The organism is Klebsiella quasipneumoniae subsp. quasipneumoniae (assembly GCF_020525925.1).
Classification (GTDB): domain Bacteria; phylum Pseudomonadota; class Gammaproteobacteria; order Enterobacterales; family Enterobacteriaceae; genus Klebsiella; species Klebsiella quasipneumoniae.
The window spans coordinates 3,303,484-3,323,405 of the sequence record NZ_CP084876.1; the positions used below are offsets into that span (position 1 = coordinate 3,303,484).

Annotated in this window: 18 protein-coding genes and 2 tRNA genes; 7 read left to right on the top strand and 13 right to left on the bottom strand. The window is 57.7% G+C overall.

Going from position 1 to position 19,922, the window contains the following annotated elements; translation table 11 throughout:
• The first annotated feature begins 86 nt into the window (after positions 1-86).
• Positions 87-1,325: a multidrug efflux MFS transporter MdtG gene (gene mdtG / locus LGM20_RS16140; protein ID WP_044522063.1), complete on the top strand. Its 1,239-nt coding sequence runs from the start codon at positions 87-89 to the stop codon at positions 1,323-1,325.
• 91 nt (positions 1,326-1,416) lie between these two features.
• On the top strand, positions 1,417-1,803 hold the full coding sequence (locus tag LGM20_RS16145; protein WP_002898981.1) for a MysB family protein: 387 nt from the start codon (positions 1,417-1,419) through the stop codon (positions 1,801-1,803).
• Here the strand turns inward: LGM20_RS16145 and LGM20_RS16150 are convergent, their stop codons facing one another.
• The 3 genes from LGM20_RS16150 to mdoG all read right to left on the bottom strand — a co-directional run bounded on the left by LGM20_RS16150 (position 1,804) and on the right by mdoG (position 6,172).
• Positions 1,804-2,031 (bottom strand): YceK/YidQ family lipoprotein, encoded by a 228-nt coding sequence (locus LGM20_RS16150; RefSeq protein ID WP_004204534.1) that lies wholly within the window; start codon positions 2,029-2,031, stop codon positions 1,804-1,806.
• A 66-nt stretch (positions 2,032-2,097) separates the two neighbouring features.
• Positions 2,098-4,626 (bottom strand): glucans biosynthesis glucosyltransferase MdoH, encoded by a 2,529-nt coding sequence (mdoH, locus tag LGM20_RS16155; protein WP_032452426.1) that lies wholly within the window; start codon positions 4,624-4,626, stop codon positions 2,098-2,100.
• Positions 4,619-6,172, bottom strand: a complete 1,554-nt coding sequence (gene mdoG, locus LGM20_RS16160; RefSeq protein ID WP_004140751.1) for a glucans biosynthesis protein MdoG — start codon at positions 6,170-6,172, stop codon at positions 4,619-4,621. The genes mdoH and mdoG overlap by 8 nt, the downstream gene beginning before the upstream one ends.
• Before the next feature lie 251 nt (positions 6,173-6,423).
• Between mdoG and mdoC the strand changes: the two genes are divergently transcribed.
• Entirely contained in the window at positions 6,424-7,584 is a 1,161-nt protein-coding gene (gene mdoC, locus LGM20_RS16165) for a glucans biosynthesis protein MdoC (protein WP_023289117.1), read from the top strand.
• 34 nt (positions 7,585-7,618) lie between these two features.
• Here the strand turns inward: mdoC and LGM20_RS16170 are convergent, their stop codons facing one another.
• The 6 genes from LGM20_RS16170 to ghrA all read right to left on the bottom strand — a co-directional run bounded on the left by LGM20_RS16170 (position 7,619) and on the right by ghrA (position 11,885).
• Positions 7,619-8,212 (bottom strand): TetR/AcrR family transcriptional regulator, encoded by a 594-nt coding sequence (locus LGM20_RS16170; protein ID WP_044522059.1) that lies wholly within the window; start codon positions 8,210-8,212, stop codon positions 7,619-7,621.
• A 65-nt stretch (positions 8,213-8,277) separates the two neighbouring features.
• Positions 8,278-8,805, bottom strand: coding sequence for an O-acetyl-ADP-ribose deacetylase (gene ymdB, locus LGM20_RS16175; RefSeq protein WP_023289115.1), 528 nt, complete (start codon positions 8,803-8,805; stop codon positions 8,278-8,280).
• A 152-nt stretch (positions 8,806-8,957) separates the two neighbouring features.
• On the bottom strand, positions 8,958-9,440 hold the full coding sequence (locus LGM20_RS16180) for a DUF1097 domain-containing protein (RefSeq protein WP_044522057.1): 483 nt from the start codon (positions 9,438-9,440) through the stop codon (positions 8,958-8,960).
• Positions 9,441-9,543: 103 nt separating this feature from the next.
• The gene (locus tag LGM20_RS16185; protein ID WP_023289113.1) at positions 9,544-10,098 is read right to left on the bottom strand and encodes a TorD/DmsD family molecular chaperone; all 555 of its coding nucleotides are present in this window, start codon (positions 10,096-10,098) and stop codon (positions 9,544-9,546) included.
• A 22-nt stretch (positions 10,099-10,120) separates the two neighbouring features.
• Positions 10,121-10,858 carry a phosphatase gene (locus LGM20_RS16190; protein WP_044522051.1) on the bottom strand — a complete coding sequence of 246 codons (738 nt, stop codon included), beginning with the start codon at positions 10,856-10,858 and terminating at the stop codon, positions 10,121-10,123.
• 88 nt (positions 10,859-10,946) lie between these two features.
• Complete coding sequence (gene ghrA / locus LGM20_RS16195) at positions 10,947-11,885, bottom strand: glyoxylate/hydroxypyruvate reductase GhrA (protein ID WP_044522050.1); 939 nt, start codon at positions 11,883-11,885, stop codon at positions 10,947-10,949.
• Between the two features lie 268 nt (positions 11,886-12,153).
• On the opposite strand from ghrA, the gene LGM20_RS16200 reads away from it, so the two are divergent.
• Positions 12,154-12,241: transfer RNA gene (locus LGM20_RS16200), tRNA-Ser, on the top strand.
• A 1,000-nt stretch (positions 12,242-13,241) separates the two neighbouring features.
• On the opposite strand, the gene LGM20_RS16205 is transcribed toward LGM20_RS16200, so the two are convergent.
• The gene (locus tag LGM20_RS16205) at positions 13,242-14,147 is read right to left on the bottom strand and encodes a LysR family transcriptional regulator (RefSeq protein WP_023289111.1); all 906 of its coding nucleotides are present in this window, start codon (positions 14,145-14,147) and stop codon (positions 13,242-13,244) included.
• A gap of 114 nt (positions 14,148-14,261) precedes the next feature.
• Between LGM20_RS16205 and LGM20_RS16210 the strand changes: the two genes are divergently transcribed.
• The 3 genes from LGM20_RS16210 (at position 14,262) to LGM20_RS16220 (ending at position 16,051) form a co-directional block, all read left to right on the top strand.
• The gene (locus LGM20_RS16210) at positions 14,262-15,122 is read left to right on the top strand and encodes a pirin family protein (RefSeq protein ID WP_044522040.1); all 861 of its coding nucleotides are present in this window, start codon (positions 14,262-14,264) and stop codon (positions 15,120-15,122) included.
• Between the two features lie 18 nt (positions 15,123-15,140).
• Entirely contained in the window at positions 15,141-15,818 is a 678-nt protein-coding gene (locus tag LGM20_RS16215; RefSeq protein WP_044522037.1) for an isochorismatase family protein, read from the top strand.
• A 145-nt stretch (positions 15,819-15,963) separates the two neighbouring features.
• A tRNA-Ser gene (locus LGM20_RS16220) sits at positions 15,964-16,051 on the top strand.
• 409 nt (positions 16,052-16,460) lie between these two features.
• Here the strand turns inward: LGM20_RS16220 and LGM20_RS16225 are convergent.
• The 3 genes from LGM20_RS16225 to efeB all read right to left on the bottom strand — a co-directional run bounded on the left by LGM20_RS16225 (position 16,461) and on the right by efeB (position 19,918).
• Positions 16,461-17,105, bottom strand: coding sequence for a DsbA family protein (locus tag LGM20_RS16225; protein WP_044522035.1), 645 nt, complete (start codon positions 17,103-17,105; stop codon positions 16,461-16,463).
• 236 nt (positions 17,106-17,341) lie between these two features.
• Positions 17,342-18,130 (bottom strand): phosphate starvation-inducible protein PhoH, encoded by a 789-nt coding sequence (gene phoH / locus LGM20_RS16230; RefSeq protein ID WP_002898923.1) that lies wholly within the window; start codon positions 18,128-18,130, stop codon positions 17,342-17,344.
• Positions 18,131-18,634: 504 nt separating this feature from the next.
• Positions 18,635-19,918, bottom strand: a complete 1,284-nt coding sequence (gene efeB, locus LGM20_RS16235) for an iron uptake transporter deferrochelatase/peroxidase subunit (RefSeq protein WP_023289108.1) — start codon at positions 19,916-19,918, stop codon at positions 18,635-18,637.
• Positions 19,919-19,922: the final 4 nt, after the last annotated feature.

Here is a 19,922-nt window from a genome sequence, read left to right on the forward strand (position 1 = left end):
CATTGCGGCATTTATTTCCCAGGCGCATAATTAGCAGGCTCATATTTTCTCTTAATTTGACCTGCCGCGCAGGCCAGTGGAACCCTATGTCGTCTGCTGATACCCCCATTAACTGGAAACGAAACCTGACCGTCACCTGGCTTGGCTGCTTTTTAACCGGCGCCGCCTTCAGCCTGGTCATGCCCTTTCTGCCGCTCTACGTCGAACAACTCGGCGTCACCGGGCATAGCGCCCTCAACATGTGGTCCGGGCTGGTCTTTAGCATCACTTTTCTCTTCTCCGCCATCGCCTCGCCGTTCTGGGGCGGACTTGCTGACCGCAAGGGACGTAAAATCATGCTGCTGCGTTCAGCCCTCGGGATGGCCATCGTCATGATGCTGATGGGGATGGCGCAGAATATCTGGCAGTTTCTGCTACTGCGCGCGCTGCTCGGCCTGCTGGGGGGCTTTATTCCCAATGCCAACGCCCTGATTGCCACCCAGATCCCGCGCCATAAAAGCGGCTGGGCGCTGGGCACGCTGTCAACTGGCGCGGTAAGCGGCGCCCTGCTCGGCCCGCTGGCGGGTGGCTTCCTGGCCGACCACTGGGGCCTGCGTACTGTCTTCTTTATGACCGCGGCGGTGCTGTTTATCTGCTTCCTGTTTACCCTGTTTTTAATCCGTGAAAATTTTGTCCCGATCGCCAAAAAAGAGATGCTCAGCGCGAAGGCGGTGTTCTCCTCGCTGCAGAATCCGAAACTGGTGCTCAGCCTGTTTGTCACCTCGCTGATCATCCAGGTCGCCACCGGCTCCATTGCGCCGATCCTGACGCTTTACGTGCGCGATCTGGCGGGTAACGTCAGCAATATCGCCTTTATCAGCGGGATGATCGCCTCGGTGCCGGGCATTGCCGCCCTGATGAGCGCCCCTCGTCTGGGCAAACTGGGGGATCGTATCGGACCGGAAAAAATCCTCATCGTGGCGCTGATTATCTCGGTGCTGTTGCTGATCCCGATGTCGTTCGTCCAGACCCCGCTGCAGTTAGGTATCCTGCGATTCCTGCTCGGCGCCGCGGACGGCGCGCTGCTGCCGGCGGTGCAAACCCTGCTGGTGTATAACTCCACCAGCCAGATCTCCGGGCGGATCTTCAGCTATAACCAGTCATTTCGTGATATTGGCAACGTCACCGGCCCCCTGATCGGCGCCTCGGTTTCCGCCAACTACGGCTTTCGCGCCGTCTTCCTTGTCACCGCAGGAGTGGTGTTGTTTAACGCGATCTATTCGACCCTCAGCCTGCGCCGGCCAGCCGCGGACGCCTCGCAGCCCGACCGCCATTCAGTAAATTAACGTCCAGAGGGGCTCAGCCCCTTGACGCTTTGCCTGGCGCCTTCTATAGATTGAATCGTGTTCAATTCATATTCTTCTCAGGAGATTCGCTATGCCAAAGGATTCGATGTTCTATGCTACGCTCGAAGAAGCTATTGATGCAGCACGTGAAGAATTTCTCGCCAACAACCCTGACAGCGATGAAGAGAGCGCTAACGTTGAGCAGCTCAATATTCAAAAGTATGTGCTGCAGGATGGCGATATCGCCTGGCAGGCCGAATTTTTTGCTGACGAAGAGGAACAAGGCGAATGCTTACCGATGCTCAGCGGCGAAGCCGCGCAGAGCGTCTTCGATGGGGATTATGATGAGATAGAGCTGCGTCAGGAGTGGCTGGAGGAAAATACGCTCCATGAGTGGGATGAAGGTGAATTCCAGCTCGAGCCCTCGCTGGACACCGAAGAGGGACAGACGGCGGCCGACGAGTGGGACGAGCGTTAATCAGTTATAGGGCCCGTGGCTGGCGTCCAGCGGCAGCAGCAGCGTATCGAAAACCAGCGAGAACGGCAGGTCCAGAATGGTGAGATAGCGCCATCCTGAATCGCGAACGTCCCACTGCACGCCCGGGTAATATTGATTGCCATGCCCCTGCCCGGGCACCGTCCGGCTAATAATGCTGCCGCAGCCGCTAAGCAGCAGCGCCATGGCAATGATAGGTAGTATTCGCATCCACAACCTCGTGTTTCAGATAAAAAAATACCGGCATCGCTGCCGGTATTTTCCTTAACGTACGGCTTATTTCGTTTTCAGCGCCAGCGGGTTAAGCGCCAGCTGCTGATAGGCGTTCACCCACGAAGAGTATTTCTCCGGCGCGGCCCATACGCGATAGTGCAGACGCGACATGGTTACCGGGTCGCTCAACAGCACCAGTCGACGATCGCGGTTCAGCTTATCCGGCGTTTCATTCAGCGCCTGCTCGACATGGCGCTCGCGGGCGATCTCCAGGATATGACCCTGACGGTGGCGCGCGGTGGCCATCGCGGTCGCGAGGGCGTTAAACGACGGGTTAAACACCGCGTGCATAAAGCCATCGTCCAGCGAACGCTGACGGTTCAGCGTCAGGTACGCATCGGTATCCTTGAGCACCTGCGGCGGCGAATACTCTTCCGGGATCAGGAACAGCTTCCAGCGCTTGGTGCGCAGGCCCACGGTCGCCCGGCTGGAGATCGCCGACACGAACGGCGACAGGATCAGCGATACGACAATCGGCGCCAGCCAGAACAGGAAGCGCAGATCCAGCCATGCCATTCCGACCGCCCATACCAGCCCCAGCAGCAGCTGCGAGCCGTGACGCATAAAGGCTTCTCCCCACGGCGTGGAGTCATCATCACGCTGCGGCGAATTCCACACCACTTCCCAGCCGAGGAAGGCGCTGACCACGAAGACGGTGTGGAACAGCATGCGCACCGGCGCCAGCAGGACCGAGAACAGGACCTCCAGCAGCAGGGAAAGCGTCACGCGGATAAATCCACCGTACTCCTTCGGCCCCTTACACCACACCAGGATGATACTCAGCAGCTTCGGCAGGAACAGCAGCACCATGGTCGAGGCGAACAGCGCAATAGCCAGCTCCGGACGCCACTGCGGCCACACCGGGAACAGCTGACGCGGCTGCAGGAAGTACTGCGGCTCGGTCAGGGCATGCACCACCTGCAACGCTGTCGACAGGGCAAGGAACATAAACCACAGCGGCGCCGACAGGTAGGACATCACGCCGGTAAGGAACACCGCCCGGTGAACCGGGTGCATCCCTCTCACGAGGAACAGGCGGAAGTTCATCAGGTTGCCCTGGCACCAGCGGCGGTCGCGTTTCAGCTCGTCCAGCAGGTTCGGCGGCAGCTCTTCATAGGAGCCCGGCAGATCGTAGGCAATCCACACGCCCCAGCCGGCGCGGCGCATCAGCGCGGCTTCAACGAAGTCGTGCGACAGAATCGACCCGGCAAAGTTGCCCTCGCCCGGCAGCGGCGCCAGCGCGCAGTGCTCAATGAACGGTTTCACGCGGATGATGGCGTTGTGTCCCCAGTAGTGGGACTCCCCCAGCTGCCAGAAGTGCAGACCCGCCGTAAACAACGGACCATACACCCGGGTGGCAAACTGCTGGCAACGCGCATACAGCGTGTCCATGCCCGAGGCGCGCGGGGATGACTGGATGATCCCGGCGTTCGGGTTCGCTTCCATCAGGCGCACCAGGCTGCTCAGACACTCTCCGGTCATCACCGAGTCAGCATCCAGCACCACCATGTAGCTATACTGGCTGCCCCAGCGGCGGCAGAAATCATCGATGTTGCCGCTCTTACGCTTCACGCGACGACGACGACGACGGTAGAAAATCTGCCCTTCGCCCTGTACTTCGGCAATCAGCTCCATCCACGCCTTTTGCTCAGCGACACAGATATCGGGGTTATAGCTGTCGCTGAGGATATAGACGTCGAAATGGGCGGCGTTGCCGGTGGCTTTCACCGACTCCCAGGTCGCCCGCAGCCCGGCGAACACGCGGTCAACGTCTTCGTTACAGATCGGCATAATAAGCGCCGTACGGTGCGCCGGGTTCAACGGTTCGTCACCGACCGTCGAGGCGGAAATACTGTACTTATCGCGACCGATCAATAGCTGAAGGAAGCCCATTAACGCGGTCCAGAAGCCGGCGGAAACCCAGCAGAACAGCACCGCGAAGAGGATCAGAATGCCGCTCTGCAACACGTACGGCAGCAGCTGCATGAACGAGACCCACAGGTTCTGCCCCACCATGTCGGCCGGGTTGATCAGCGCCCAGCCCTGATAAGGCAGAATGGTTTTCATGTACCAGGTCGCCACCACGGTCTGCGATAGCGTCAGCAGCAACAGGATGTAGCGACGAATGGTGCCGACGGTACGCCATTTTTGCTCGCTCTCGCGCTCTTCTTGCGTCAGGCGGGAGAGATAGCGCGGCGTGACATCGCGTCCGCGCAGACGGTCCCAGAAGCGGCCAACCGGGTTGGTACGCCACGGGTCCGGGATCATCGAGGAGCGCTTGGCTTTCGGCATCGCATGCAGCTGGGTGCGGCCTTCATCATCCTTCACCAGCTGATCGCCAGACAGCGAATCCGGCCAGCTGTGCGCCAGCCGCGCCTTGACCGACCCCAGCGGGGAGTCGTCTTCGCGGGCGAAGGTCTGATGTTCGTCATCCAGGGCCTGATGAACGGCCTGCAGGCTGGTGTCCGGCAGCGCCGATTTCTCGGCGTCCGACAGCGGCAATGCGTCAATGTACTTCGTTATCTTATTCATTGGCAGGCAGCTGATAGCTCCAGGTTTCGCTCAACGTGTCATCGCCGTTAACCAGTGCGGCGCGCATTTCCGTCGTTTTCTTCGGATCTTTCACCTTCAAACGCAGGATCATTCGCCAGCCTTTGGTCACCGGATTGTAACGCACGGTATTTTCAACGATTTCAGCGTTATCGCCGGTGCTCGCCTGGGCGGCGACCGGGGTATCCGCCGGCAGTTTTTTCATATCGGCGCCGGTGAAGTCGACAATGAAAGCAATGGTGCCGTCCGGCTGGCGGATCAGGTTCGACTGCTTCACATCGCCGGTAGAGCGGCGGGTCTGCATAACGTACGCGTTATCCGGCGCATGCAGCTTGTCTTCATCGCGGCTGAAGGTGATGGTGTACTTGAAGTTCATCTCCTTGCCCGGCTCCGGCAGCTGATCCGGCGTCCAGTAAGTCACGATGTTATCGTTGGTTTCATCGTTGGTCGGGATTTCGACCAGTTCGATTTTCCCTTTGCCCCACTCCCCTTTCGGGGTGATCCAGGCGCTCGGGCGCAGGTCATAACGATCGTCAAGGTCCTCGAAGCGCGAGAACTGACGGCCGCGCTGCAGCAGGCCGAACCCTTGCGGGTTTTCCATCGCATAGCTGCTAACGGCCAGGTGTTTCGGGTTGTTCAGCGGACGCCAGATCCACTCGCCGTTGCCCGCCAGGATCGACAGACCATTGGAGTCGTGCAGCGCCGGACGATAGTTCAGCGCCGGAGAAGGCTGGTTGGAACCAAACAGGAACATACTGGTGAGCGGCGCCACGCCCAGTTTGCCCACTTTGTCACGCAGGTAAACTTTGGACTGGACATCCACCACGGTATCGCGTCCCGGCATGATTACAAAGCGATAAGCGCCGGTTGCCCGCGGCGAATCCAGCAGCGCATAGATAGTCAGACGCTTGTCGGTAGCTTTTGGACGCTCAATCCAGAACTCACGAAAACGCGGGAACTCTTCGCCGGAAGGCAGCGCGGTATCGATAGCCAGACCGCGCGCGGACAGACCGTATACCTGACCCTGACCCAGCACGCGGAAGTAGCTGGCACCGAGCATGCTGACGATTTCATCGTTCTTATCTTTGCTGTTGATCGGATACAGTACTTTGAAGCCGGCGAAACCAAGGTCTTTCACCGTGTCTTTATCGTGCTGAACGTTACCAAAGTTAAAATAGTCCGGGCTATATTTAATTTTGCGCACGCTGGTGGCCGTCACTTCATTGATGGTGACCGGCGTGTCGAAGTACATACCCTGATGGTAAAATTCAAGCTTGAATGGGGTTTTCTGGTTATTCCAGTAAGCTTTATCGTGATTAAACTGAATTTGCTGGTAGTCCGCGTATTTCATGTCGCGGAAAGCGGAGGGCAGGTTACTCTTTGGCGCTTCATAGCCTTTCCCGGCTAACGTTTTGGCCTCTTTTGCAACGTCATCAATGCTAAATGCCCATGCAGATGAAGTACACAGGGACAACATTACGGCTGCGCTTAACCAACGCATTTTCATCATCTGTGGTTTATGTTTCATATAAGTAAGCACTTCCCCCTTTGTGTGCTTAAATCGATCCGATCTATTTTAATGGAAACTCAGGCAATCCGACAACATAATCCCTGCTTTGTTCAGCGTAGCGGCGCAGGGAATAAACAGTTCGCAGTCCCGTTTGCACTTTGCGTGCTTATCCTGGAGACAGGTACCCCGAGTTCATGTAGGGTTGCTGATAATGTAAGCGTTATCATCTTGAGTGATAAGACGAATTATCTGAGATTGTCGTGAATCGTATGAATAATACTCCGGTACAGCGTGAATATTTTTTCGACAGCATCCGCGCCTGGCTGATGCTGCTGGGGATCCCTTTTCACATTTCGCTGATTTATTCCAGCCATAGCTGGCATGTCAACAGCGCAGAGCCCTCGTGGTGGCTGACGCTGTTTAATGATTTCATTCATGCCTTCCGCATGCAGGTCTTCTTCGTGATCTCCGGCTATTTCTCCTACATGCTGTTCCTGCGCTACCCGCTGAAAAAGTGGTGGAAAGTGCGCGTCGAACGGGTCGGTATTCCGATGCTGACCGCCATCCCGCTGCTGACGCTGCCGCAGTTTATTATGCTGCAGTACGTCAACGGCAAGGCGGAAAACTGGCACACCCTTTCGGGGTACGACAAATTCAACACCCTGGCGTGGGAGCTCATTTCCCACCTCTGGTTTTTGCTGGTCCTGGTGGTGCTGACCTCGCTGGGGGTGGTACTGTTTAAATGGCTGACGCGCCGCCCGGCTCCGGGCGCTCACGCATTCGGTGACACTGTCACCATGGGCCAGCTGACGATGATTTTCCTCGCGCTGGGGGTGCTTTACGCGCTGATCCGTCGGTCATTGTTCGTGATCTACCCGCCCCTGCTGAGCAATGGTCTGTTTAACTTTGTGGTCATGCAGACGCTGTTCTATCTGCCCTTCTTTGTGCTGGGGGCGCAGACCTTTATTAACCCGCGCTTAAAGGCGATGTTCACCACCCCGTCGCCATGGTGTTGCGTGGCGTCACTGCTGGGATTCATCGCTTACCGCCTGAACCAGCAGTATGGATCTGGCGACGGTTGGATGTATGAAACGGAATCGGTGATCACCATGGTGCTGGGGCTGTGGATGGTGAATGTGATCTTCTCGCTCGGCCATCGCCTGCTGAATTTCCAGTCGGCGCGGGTGACCTACTTCGTCAATGCTTCGCTGTTCATTTACCTGGTGCACCATCCGCTGACGCTGCTGTACGGGGCGTGGATCACCCCGGCCATTAAGTCGAATACCTTAGGCTTTATTGGCGGGTTGGTTTTTGTGGTGGGGATTGCCCTGATCCTGTATGAAATTCATCTGCGTATTCCGCTGCTGCGTTTCCTGTTCTCCGGTAAACCCATGAGCAAACCGGCAAAAACCCCGGCCTCGGCCAGCTAACCTTTAGCCTTTGCGGCACGCCAGGCGTGCCGCGCTACGCTTGCTCATCAAACAGCCGATCGAAGATCATATTATACAGGGCTTCTAAATCCGCTTTATCGACCGGAGTGGAGGCGCTCAGCTCACAGCGGTAGGCTGCCCCCTCCGTCAGAACGGCGATGAGCTCTGAAGCAGCATTGCGTCGCGCATCGCTGAGACCGGGATGATAGCGCTGCGACAAACGGCCGCCCTCCTCTTTCAACCTCCGATCGGCCTGCACCAGGATTTCGCGCAAGCGTGGGTTACGCGAGGCTTCGGCGTTGATTTCCATCAACAGATAATTGTCGCTTTTGGTGGCTGCCGAAGTCGGGATCCTGCCGGCCAGCACCGCCGCTTTGCGCGCCAGATTGTGGTTCTCATCGATCATCTCCCCGACCCTGGCGTTGACGATTTCGCTGACAATCGCTTCGATGATCGCCTCCTTGCTGGCAAAAATGCGATACAGCTGACCGACGCTCAGGCCCGCCTCGCGGGCGATATCAGCGACAGAGGCGCCATGCAATCCCTTTGTCGCAAAACATCTTTGCGCAGCGGCAACGATCTCCGCGCGGCGCGCCTGCTGCTTCTGCTGTACTTTTCCTTCCGACACCTGCTCCCTCCTGCAATCCATCATTCCTGTCAATACCGGCGGTTATCATAGCCTATTCTGCGGAATCAGGGGTATGCCGCCAGCAGGCGACGATAGATAGCCGCCGTTTCCTCGTCGAAACAGACGAACAGGACCCGTTCAAGCGGGTTATAGCGGGTGAGAAACGCGGTCACAGTGCGCACGGCGATCGCCGCCGCTTCCTCTTTCGGATAGCCATACACGCCGGTGCTGATCGCCGGAAACGCAATGGAGCGATAATTGTTTGCCGCCGCCAGCTGCAGGCTGTTTTTGTAGGCATCGGCCAGGGTTTGCGCCTCCATGCGGTCGCCGCCGTGCCAGACCGGGCCCACGGTGTGGATCACCGCGCTGGCGGGAAGATCGCCCGCCATCGTGATCACCGCATGACCAGGGGGACATTCGCCCTGCTGCTGCAACACTTGCTTGCAGGCCGCCAGCAGCGCGGGACCGGCCGCCCGGTGGATCGCGCCATCCACCCCGCCGCCGCCCAGCAGCGAGGGGTTTGCCGCATTCACAATCACATCGACATCAAGCGTCGTAATATCGCCGAGAATTACTTCAGGTTGAACAGCCATTTCTCCTCCTGTCGGCATAGCGCGTAGATACGGCTTTCTGCCGATACTAGGGCATACCCGCCCCCGGGAGCAAGATTATCCCGCCGCGCCGGCGACAAGAAGGTAAAAAAAACAGGACCCTGAGGGTCCTGTTGCTATTATCGTCCCGCCGCTCAGGCGTTGTCATTGGCGAACGATTTATGCTTATCCGCACGGGCCGCCAGCCACAGGCCACTATTTTTCATGGCATAGCCAAAGACCAGGCCCAGCGCCAGAGAAGGGATAACCAGACGCCAGTCGCCGTCTGCCGCGAAGGTCGCGCAGGCGCCGATAAAGGTGCCGGGGACAAACGACAGCAACGTCTGTCGCGCCTGGATGCACATCAGAAAGGCCACGACGCCGGTCATCATATAGCTGAGGATCTGCAGCTGCGGGGCCAGCGCGCTACCGTGGATAATCACCAACGCCCAGACCACGCCGCTCATTACCGTACAGGAGGAGATGGCCAGACCTTTCAGACCGCCCTGCGGGCAGGCGAAATAGGCGGTACAGCCGAGGAAACCGGCCCAGCTCAGCAGGCCGAGGGCGACCGCCACCCATCCCCAAATCCCGGAGAGAATGCCCGTCGTTAATGCGATTGCGAAGAGTATGTTCATGGCGCGTATCCTAGCAGATACGCGCCGGAAGAATGCGATCTAAAACACACTATATGAATGAACCTAATTTCAGTTACATTAAAATAGTGACTTAAATCACATTTTATTGCTCATCTTCTTCCTGAAGCTCGTCCCACATCGCGGCGATGGCGTCGCGGGTCAACGGCGCCATCGTGCGCCAGAACGCTGTGTGCGCATGCGCTTCGACTTTCCCCAGCATTGTCCCGCACCACGGCAAGATGTAGTCGGCAAACAGGCGCTCCAGCGTCTCGCTCTGCTCTTCTGTGGCATGATCCTCCAGCCAGGAGGCGGCCAGCAGCAGCGATCCGAGATGATCCGCCGGACCTTCTCCCGTCGGGATGCCATGCTCGCTCAGAAAAGCCCGGACCTCCGCTTCCGAGGAACCCTCCACCCACGCGCTGCGGTACGGCGGGACGCTGCAGGCTTCACCGACGAACAGCGCATTATAGTCCGTCGCCAGGGACTGCATTTCACAGCTTTTCTGCAGACGCGCCAGCAGCTCGTCCTGTTCCAGCGGCCAGCTGGCGGCCAGTTTGCCCTCGCGGATCAGGGTAAACAGCGGCACCAGCAGCGGGTCCTGCGGTTGACGGTAATACAGCGAACCCAGCACGCGGCAGAGGATTGAAAACTCGTTCATTCAGTTATTCCAGTTATACAAATTAAAGGTCAGCAAATTCCGGGATCGCCGGCATACCACGCGACTCGAGGAAGTCGAGCAGGCGACGCGGAGAAACGTTGAGGATCCTCTCCTCCGGGAAATCGACAGCATCGAGGATATTGCGGCATTCGGTAAACTCTCCGAGGGTAAACGCAGTGTGAGAGTCCGAGCCCAGCGCCACCCACCCTCCGGCGTCGCGCACCGCGGCGGCGATGGCCCGGCAGTTATCTTCACTGCCCACGCGCGATGAAACGAAAGAGGAGTTATTGATCTCCAGCGCCACCTGGTAATGGGCCGCCGCTTCGGCAATGGCCGGGATATCCACCGGGAATTTCGGATTACCCGGATGGCTAATCATATGCACTTTACCGCTGGCCATCGCGGCAATCATCGCCTGCGTATGGGTGGCGCTATCCTGCGGCGGAAACACCGGCTCGTGGAATCCGGCGATGATCAGATCGAGCGACGTCAACATCGGCCCGGAACAGTCGATCTCGCCTTCGATATTTTTAATATTCGACTCAATTCCGCGCAGGATCCCCACACCGTCCACCAGACGGGGCCAGATGCGCATATTAACGAAATGCCAGTAGTGCGGAGCATCCGCCATGTCCGGGCCGTGATCGGTAATGGCGAAGAGTTTGATCCCTTTACGCTTTGCTTCCGCAATATAATCGTGCAGGGTGCTGTAGGCGTGGGTGCTGGCGACGGTATGCATGTGCAGGTCAACGGGATACATCACATTCTCCTCTTCTGTTTGCCGCAAGAATAGCAGGAATCCGGGCGCTTGATTAGCAAAAACCCCGCCGTGGCGGGGTTTGCTTACCTTAATAACCGCGCTGACGATCGACCTGACCGCTAACCGGTTCCCCTCGCTCCAGGCGGCTAATGGTCCCGGCGATGTAGGCAATGGCCTCCATCGGGCGGGTGACTGCCGCCACGTGGGGAGTCATGGCCACCCGCGGGTGCGCCCAAAGCGGGCTCTCCTGGGGCAACGGTTCGCGACTGAAGACATCGAGCATTGCCCCTTTGAGCTTACCGCTGTTCAGCGCCGCCAGCAGATCTTCTTCAACGACATGCACGCCGCGGGCAAGGTTTAGGACATAGCTCTCATCCGGCAGCTGCGCCAGCAGCGTCTGGTTAATAATGCCGACGGTTTCAGCGGTGTTCGGCAGCAGGTTGATCAGCACGCGGGTCCCCTGCAGGAATGTGCCCAGCTCGGCCTGGCCGGCAAAGCTCTGCACCTGCGGCCAGGCTTTGCGGCTACGGCTCCAGACGCGAAGCGGGAATCCCCAGGGTTGCAGGCTTTCCGCCACCTTCGCCCCCAGCACGCCGGCGCCCATAATCCCGACGGTGAAATCGTCGGCAAGATACTCAGGCAACGGCTGCCAGCAGGACGCCAGCTTCTGCGCCTGATAGTCATCGAACCGGCGGAACCAGTGCAGAACCTGGCTCACCGCATACTCCTGCATCTGCCGTCCCATGCCCGTATCTTCGAGGCGAAACAGCGGGATCGACAGGGGCAACATATCCGGATGATCGCGCAGCTTACTGAGGATCGAATCCACCCCCGCCCCAAGGGCGAACACGGCCTTCAGCGCCCTGCCCTGCAGCATCTCTACCGGTGGATGCCAGACCAGGGCATAGTCCGCCGGCTGGTTATCGCCCGCTTTCCATTCGCGCACTCGCGCGCCGGGTAACTGCTTTTCCAGCTCTCGAATCCAGTATTGGGTATCAAAGGTCGGATGGTAAAAAATAATCTCCATAGGGGCTCCTGATAGCAAACGCCCGGGGCAGGTTAATGCTGGCGTCTTATTTTACTCATTGTTTTCTATTGGTTTGCCAGCATAGCAAATTTCCCCTTGTCGCAAAGTGAAAAGGGAGTGGCGACAAAAAAAACGGATTTCGCACGTTTAAGGAGCAAGTTGTTCGAAGTTTGTCTAAACGCGCTGATTTTGCAAAAAGTTGATTGACGGGCGATACGTATTTCCCTACATTAGCGCCCGTTCCCGACAACAACGGGAAAGACAATATGGTGAGGTGTCCGAGTGGCTGAAGGAGCACGCCTGGAAAGTGTGTATACGGCAACGTATCGGGGGTTCGAATCCCCCCCTCACCGCCATATTTTAAGAAGAGCTCGTACGCAAGTACGGGCTTTTTTTTCGCATGTGGCACCCGCCGGGGGGGATGAGAATCCCCGACCGGGGTTCGACAACTGGCAACGCCAGTTGGACAGACCGCGAGCCTGCGAGCGGGCTGCCCCGCAGGGGCGAGCGAAGCGAGTCAATCCCCCCCTCACCGCCATATTTTAAGAAGAGCTCGTACGCAAGTACGGGCTTTTTTTCGCATGTGGCTCCCGCCGGGGGGGATGAGAACCCCCGACCGGGGTTCGACAACTGGCAACGCCAGTTGGACAGACCGCGAGCCTGCGAGCGGGCTGCCCCGCAGGGGCGAGCGAAGCGAGTCAATCCCCCCCTCACCGCCATATTTTAAGAAGAGCTCGTACGCAAGTACGGGCTTTTTTTTCGCATGTGGCACCCGCCGGGGGGGATGAGAATCCCCGACCGGGGTTCGACAACTGGCGCAGCCACCTGGACAGACCGTGAGCCCGCGAGCGGGCTGCCCCGCAGGGGCGAGCGAAGCGAGTCAATCCCCCCCTCACCGCCATATTTTAAGAAGAGCTCGTACGCAAGTACGGGCTTTTTTTTCGCATGTGGCTCCCGCCGGGGGGATGAGAATCCCCGACCGGGGTTCGACAACTGGCGCAGCCACCTGGACAGACCGTGAGCCCGCGAGCGGGCTGCCCCGCAGGGGCGAGCGAAGCGAGTCAATCCCCCCCTCACCGCCATATTTTAAGAAGAGCTCGTACGCAAGTACGGGCTTTTTTTTCGCATGTGGCTCCCGCCGGGGGGATGAGAATCCCCGACCGGGGTTCGACAACTGGCGCAGCCACCTGGACAGACCGTGAGCCCGCGAGCGGGCTGCCCCCGCAGGGGCGAGCGAAGCGAGTCAATCCCCCCCTCACCGCCATATTCGAGATGAGAGCCTGTACGCAAGTACGGGCTCTTTTCTTTTATATTCTCCGCTGGGGGGACGCCCCCCGGGAAAAGCGAATCCCGAAGCTAATCCTCCTCCATTCGTTGATACTCTTCGCTGAGGTAATCCACCAGCGCTCTAACGGAGGGCAGCAGCCCGCGCCGGGAGGCAAATACCGCATGGATCACTTCCCGCCGCGGCTGCCACTCATCCAGTACCACCTCTAACTCCCCTGACGCCAGCTGATCGCGCACCATCAATAAAGGAAGCTGCACCACCCCCACGCCGGCTATCGCCGCCTCGCGCAGCGCCAGCATATCGGTGGTCACCATTCGCGGCGTGAAATACACCTCCGCCCTTGCCCCTTCAGGCCCGGTAAGCTGCCATTTATGCTGATGCTTGTTCGCCCCCAGGCTGAGCCCCGGCCAGTCGCTCAGCTCAGACGGCGCCTGCGGGCGTCCGAGCCGGGAAATCAGCTGCGAACTGGCCACCAGCCGGTGCCCGCGGTCCGCCAGCACGCGCATCACCAGGTCGCTGTCCTCGATTGGCCGGGGACGGACGCGGATCGCCACATCAATGCCCTCACCGACCACATCCACCCGGCGGTTGGTCGCCTCAAGATGCAATGTTACCCCGGGATAGCGCGCCATAAATCGCGCCAGCATCGGTCCGATATGGACATGCAGCAAGGTGACCGGACAGGTGATCCTGACGCTGCCGCGCGGCTCGGCGCGCAGCGTGTCGACCGCCTGCTGCGCCGCCTCGGCCTCAATCAGCATCGCTTTGCAATGCTGGTAAAAGGTCTGCCCGACCTCGGTGACCGCGAACTGGCGAGTGGTTCGCTGAATCAAACGCACGCCCAACCGCTCCTCGAGTTGCGCAATACGGCGGCTGAGCTTGGATTTCGGCTGGTCAAGCGCTCGCCCCGCCGCGGCGAAACCGCCATGATCCACGACCTGGACAAACCAGGCGAAGTCATTGAGATCCTGCATCCTTCCTCCATTGTTCCATTTTTGGAACAGTATAGGTCATTTTTGCTTACTACCGCACACGTCGTCCCGGATATAAGCTTATTCACATCAGATACCGATACACAGGAGAAAGCCATGAAACAGATTACAGGAGTCTACACCGCGCCTGCGCAGCATTGGGTAGGCGACGGCTTCCCGGTTCGTTCGATGTTTTCCTATCAGACGCACGGCCAGCAGTTGAGCCCCTTCTTACTGCTCGACTATGCCGGGCCGTACACCTTCCCGGCAGGCAGCGATAAACGCGGCGTCGGTGAGCATCCGCATCGCGGATTCGAAACCGTCACTATCGTCTACGCCGGTGAAGTAGAGCATCGTGACTCCACCGGACGCGGCGGGGTGATCGGCCCAGGCGACGTGCAATGGATGACGGCCGGCGCCGGGATCCTACACGAAGAGTTCCACTCGGAGGCCTTCACCCGCAGCGGCGGCGAGCTGAAGATGATCCAGCTGTGGGTCAACCTGCCCGCCAAAGACAAAATGACGGCCCCCGGCTACCAGAGCATTACCGCCGGGACAATCCCCACCGCCGCGCTGGCGAATGGCGCCGGACAGGTTCGGGTTATTGCCGGCCAGTATGACGACGTCAGCGGCCCGGCCCATACCTTCTCACCGCTTAACGTGTGGGATCTGCAGCTGAATCAGGGGCACGACCTCACGCTGCGCCAGCCGGAAGGCTGGAGTACTGCGCTGGTGGTACTGGAAGGGGAAGTGATCATCAACGGTTCCGAATCCGCCCGCGAAGGCCAGCTCGCCGTCCTGAGCCAGGCAGGAGACGCACTGCACCTGGAGGCGACCGCCCAGGCAAAAGTTCTGCTGATGGCCGGCGAACCGCTGCAGGAGCCGATTGTGGGCTATGGCCCCTTTGTCATGAATAACAAAACACAGATCGCAGAAGCCGTTCGCGATTTTAACAGCGGCCGCTTTGGCCAAATCTAACTCATTGAGGTGAATACTATGTCTACTCCCGCTAACTTTAACGGTGCTCGTCCGGTGATTGATGTCAACGATACCGCCATGCTGTTGATTGACCACCAGAGCGGCCTGTTCCAGACCGTCGGCGATATGCCGATGCCAGAGCTGCGCGCTCGCGCCGCCGCGCTGGCGAAGATGGCCTCGCTTGCCGGGATCCCGGTGATCACCACCGCTTCCGTGCCGCAGGGGCCGAACGGTCCGCTGATCCCGGAGATTCATGAGAACGCGCCGCATGCGAAATATATCGCCCGTAAAGGCGAGATCAACGCCTGGGATAACCCGGAATTCGTCGCCGCGGTGAAAGCGACCGGTCGCAAAACGCTGATTATCGCCGGGACCATCACCAGCGTCTGCATGGCCTTCCCGGCGATTGCCGCCGTCGCCGACGGTTATAAAGTATTTGCCGTGATTGACGCTTCCGGCACCTACAGCAAATTGGCGCAGGAGATCACCCTGGCTCGCGTGGTACAGGCCGGCGTAGTGCCGATGGATACCGCCGCCGTCGCCTCTGAGCTGCAGCGTACCTGGAATCGCCCGGACGCCGCAGAATGGGCGGAGGTGTACACCAAAGTCTTCCCGGCCTACCAGCTGCTGATCGAAAGCTACAGCAAAGCGCAGGACGTCGTGAAGAATAACGAACAGCTTGATTCCCAGCGCTAAAACGCCTGCCCCGCTACGTCGCAGCGGGGCGTTGTTCATTGCGTGAGCGGTCGGTAAAGAAAGAAGAAATTATGCTTGACCGTTTAAACGCAACTCCCTATAGTAGCGCCCCGTTGCCCACCCAAGGTGAGCAGCAAGACAATATGGTGAGGTGTCCGAGTGGCTGAAGGAGCACGCCTGGAAAGTGTGTATACGGCAACGTATCGGGGGTTCGAATCCCCCCCTCACCGCCATATTCGAGATGAGAGCCTGTACGCAAGTACAGGCTCTTTTCTTTTATATTCTCCGCTGGGGGGGATGAGAACCCCCGACCGGGGTTCGACAACTGGCAACGCCAGTTGGACAGACCGCGAGCCTGCGAGCGGGCTGCCCCGACAAAAACGCCGGGAGCGTTTTTGAACAACGCCTGCGTTGGCCCCGCAGGGGCGAGGCCCATGGATGGGCCGAGTAACGGCGAGCGAAGCGAGTCAATCCCCCCCTCACCGCCATATTTTAAGAAGAGCTCGTACGCAAGTACGGGCTTTTTTTTCGCATGTGGCACCCGCCGGGGGGGATGAGAACCCCCGACCGGGGTTCGACAACTGGCGCAACCACCTGGACAGAACGAAAAAGACAATCCGAATGAAACTATCTCACTTCACGTCACTGGGATTTGTTAAGCAAAAATAAAACCAGATTCGCCATATCCTCTGCATAGGTATCATAGTCATCTTGCGCGAGTGATGCATTGTTAATATGATATTTCCCTGAAACATAAAAAGAAGGCGTACCACTTACTTTCATTTTTTCGACCAGATTGTCCTGTCTGGCAATTAAAGCTTTTACCATAAAATTACTTTGCATTTCGGCATATTTCTCGGACGTAATGCCAAGTTGATTAAATACCTTAACAATATCAGCTGTCGTTTTAATATCACGCTTAACCTGTAAGCCTTCAAACAATAACTTTTCCACCTTGCCATCTACCCCAGCATATTGTGCTACGGCCCATGCTTCTGTTAATGCTGGTCCTAAAGGTCCCATCTGGCTGACATGGTATTTTTCCAGTTTCATATCGGCGGGCAGGCGCTTTCTGATAGCTGTATCAACATTGATGCGCTCTGCAAACGCATAACAAGGTCCGCAGTAGAAGGAAAAAAACTCAACCAGTTGCGGCGGTTGCTTAACAGTAGAATTAATGACAGTGAAGTTTTTCCCTGGCTGATAATCTTTACTATAAGCAGCAGATGACAACCCCACCATCAAAATAGTAATTAATAACTTGATAACTTTCCCATGTACGACCATAGTGCTTCCCTTACAAGTATCCATACAATTAAATGAGTAAAACGGCGTAAGACGAAGGAAATTATTAGAAAGGCGCTTATGTATAGCAAAGCAGATATTCTTGTATTACAGAGAAGAAATTCTATCACCTACAGCGATGGATCCCTCAAAACAGAAAGTTTATCCGCACTTCAGACTGTCGCAAAGATAAAACAACAAAGCCCGGGCTAGCCCGGGCCTTGCTCACAGTATGACGATCAATAATAGGCTTTCAGCGTCCGCTGGCAGAGGGCCGAGCGCACGCAGTCATCGGTGGTGAAACGCACGATGCCGATCATCTCGTCTTCCTCAAAACGCGCCAGCGCATCACTTAGGCCAGATCTCACACCAGAGGGCAAGTCGCACTGGGTGATATCGCCATTGACGATGACCGTCACGTTCTCCCCGAGGCGGGTTAAAAACATCTTCATTTGCGCTGCGGTCACGTTCTGGGCCTCGTCCAGAATCACCACCGCATTTTCAAAGGTACGTCCGCGCATATAGGCGAACGGCGCGATTTCCACCTTGCCGATTTCCGGACGCAGGCAGTACTGCATAAAGGAAGCCCCCAACCTTTTCACCAGCACGTCATAAACCGGTCGGAAATAGGGCGCGAACTTCTCGGCGATATCTCCCGGTAAGAAGCCGAGATCTTCGTCGGCCTGCAGAACGGGACGGGTAACAATAATTCTGTCCACATCCTTATGGATCAGCGCTTCCGCTGCCTTCGCCGCACTAATCCAGGTCTTGCCGCATCCGGCTTCGCCGGTGGCGAAAATCAGCTGTTTATTGTCGATGGCATTCAGATAATGCGCCTGAGCCTCATTGCGCGCCTCAATTGGGGAAGTATCACGGCTGTCCCGCGCCATGCCAATTGCTTCTACGCCACTCATTTGCACAAGCGATGTGACCGATTCTTCTTCACGCTGCTTATGACTGCGTGAATCCCGTCTCAGCACACGTTTTGCTTCACGACGAGCTTTGATCACTGCTTTTTGTCTTCCCATGGATAGCACCTTGCGTTGTAGGTTTACATCACACGCGTCAACATCGACGCGACTATGCGCACGAACGATTGAGGTTTGGCTTCCTTGTAAGCCATTGCTTGCCGGTAGAACTGACAACGAGTCGCGGCTACGCGCACCGCGTACCCTGCCAAGGTGATAATAATTCGAAGCGGAGGGAGAAAGAGTGAGAAAATCGCTGCCGGAAGCGGGGCTTCCGTGCTGAAGAGTACGGTCTGTGGTTTTACGTTGTCCGGTACGGGACCTTACCATTCGCGATCTCCATAGTGAAACGTCACACTGCCGGGAACTACCGCGTATGTAATAAGTACATCAAAAAAGATTCTTAATGCAACTTATTTTTCACAATGACGCAACAAATAGTTCTTAAGCAAGTGTAGGAGACTATCGGTCATTTGTATTACAGAAATATAACACATGGCAGGAAATATAAGAAAAATGAGAAAAACAGCAGAAAACGCCCTGCCCTTGCGGACAGGGTCGGTATCAGGCCTGCAGCAGCGTCTGTCCCAGGTAGTGCTTGTCATCCACTACGCCGGGTAAAACAAAGAAGTAGCCCCCGCCAATGGGTTTGACGTACTCCTCCAGCGCCTCGCCGTTAAGCCGTTTCTGCACCGTCAGAAAACCCTTTTCCAGATCGTGCTGATAGCAAACGAACAACAGCCCCATATCCAGTTGCCCGGCGTTAGTGACGCCCAGCGAATAGCTGTAGCCGCGGCGCATCATCAGGCTGGACTGGGTTTCCGGCGTGCGAGGATTGGCCAGACGAATATGGCTATCCAGCGCGATCGTCTCGCCGCCAGGATCGTTGCTGTAATCCGGGGTATCGTGCTCGTTTTTCATCCCCAGCGGCGCTCCGGTGTGTTTGTCGCGGCCAAAGATCGTCTGCTGCTCTTTCAGCGGCGTCCGGTCCCAGAACTCGACGTGAAACTGGATGATGCGCGCCGCCTGATAGCTGCCGCCCACGGCCCAGGCCGGCTCGTCCTGATCCGCCGTTACCCACACGACCTGATCCATCAGCGCGCTGTCATGGCTCGCCGGATTAGCGGTGCCGTCTTTGAAACCCAGCAGGTTGATGGGGGTCTCTTTGCCTTTGCTGCGCGCCGCGCTATCGGAGATAAACCCTTCCCGCTTCCAGCGCACGCTGAGCAAATCCGGCGTATGTTTGATGACATCGCGCAGGGCGTGGATCACCGTATCCTGAGTATTGGCGCAGATCTGCAGCAGCAGGTCGCCATGGCACAGGGCGGCATCCAGCGAATCATTGGGGAAGCGAGTCATCGGCTGCAGTTTTCTCGGCACTTTATCCGCGAGACCAAAGCGCTCATCAAACAGCGAATGGCCGACCGAGACGGTGATGGTCAGGTTATCCGGGGCAATCCACGGCCCTAAGATGCCGGAATCCATCGGCGGCAGCCGGGGATTAGGCGTATCCGGCGCCGGGCCGCCGTGGGTTAAAAAGGCGATACGCTGGGTCAGCAGCCGGAACAGACGCTCGAGGTCGGCTTTATCTGACGCCAGCACGTCGAACGCCACCAGCATCATCGAGGCCTGCTGCGGCGTCAGAATGCCCGCCTGATGCCGGCCGTAGAATGGCTGTTTTTCCTGACGCGCGTCGGGTGCGAGCGTCCCGGGGGAACTTTCCGCTTTTGCCGCATGTGCCACCGGGCAGCCGCCGGTGATGGCCAGCGCGCCGCCAAGCGCGCCGATCCCTTTCAGTAAGCGACGACGTGACGGCTCGTTCACGTCGTGTGGTTTCTGTTGTGCCATCGAC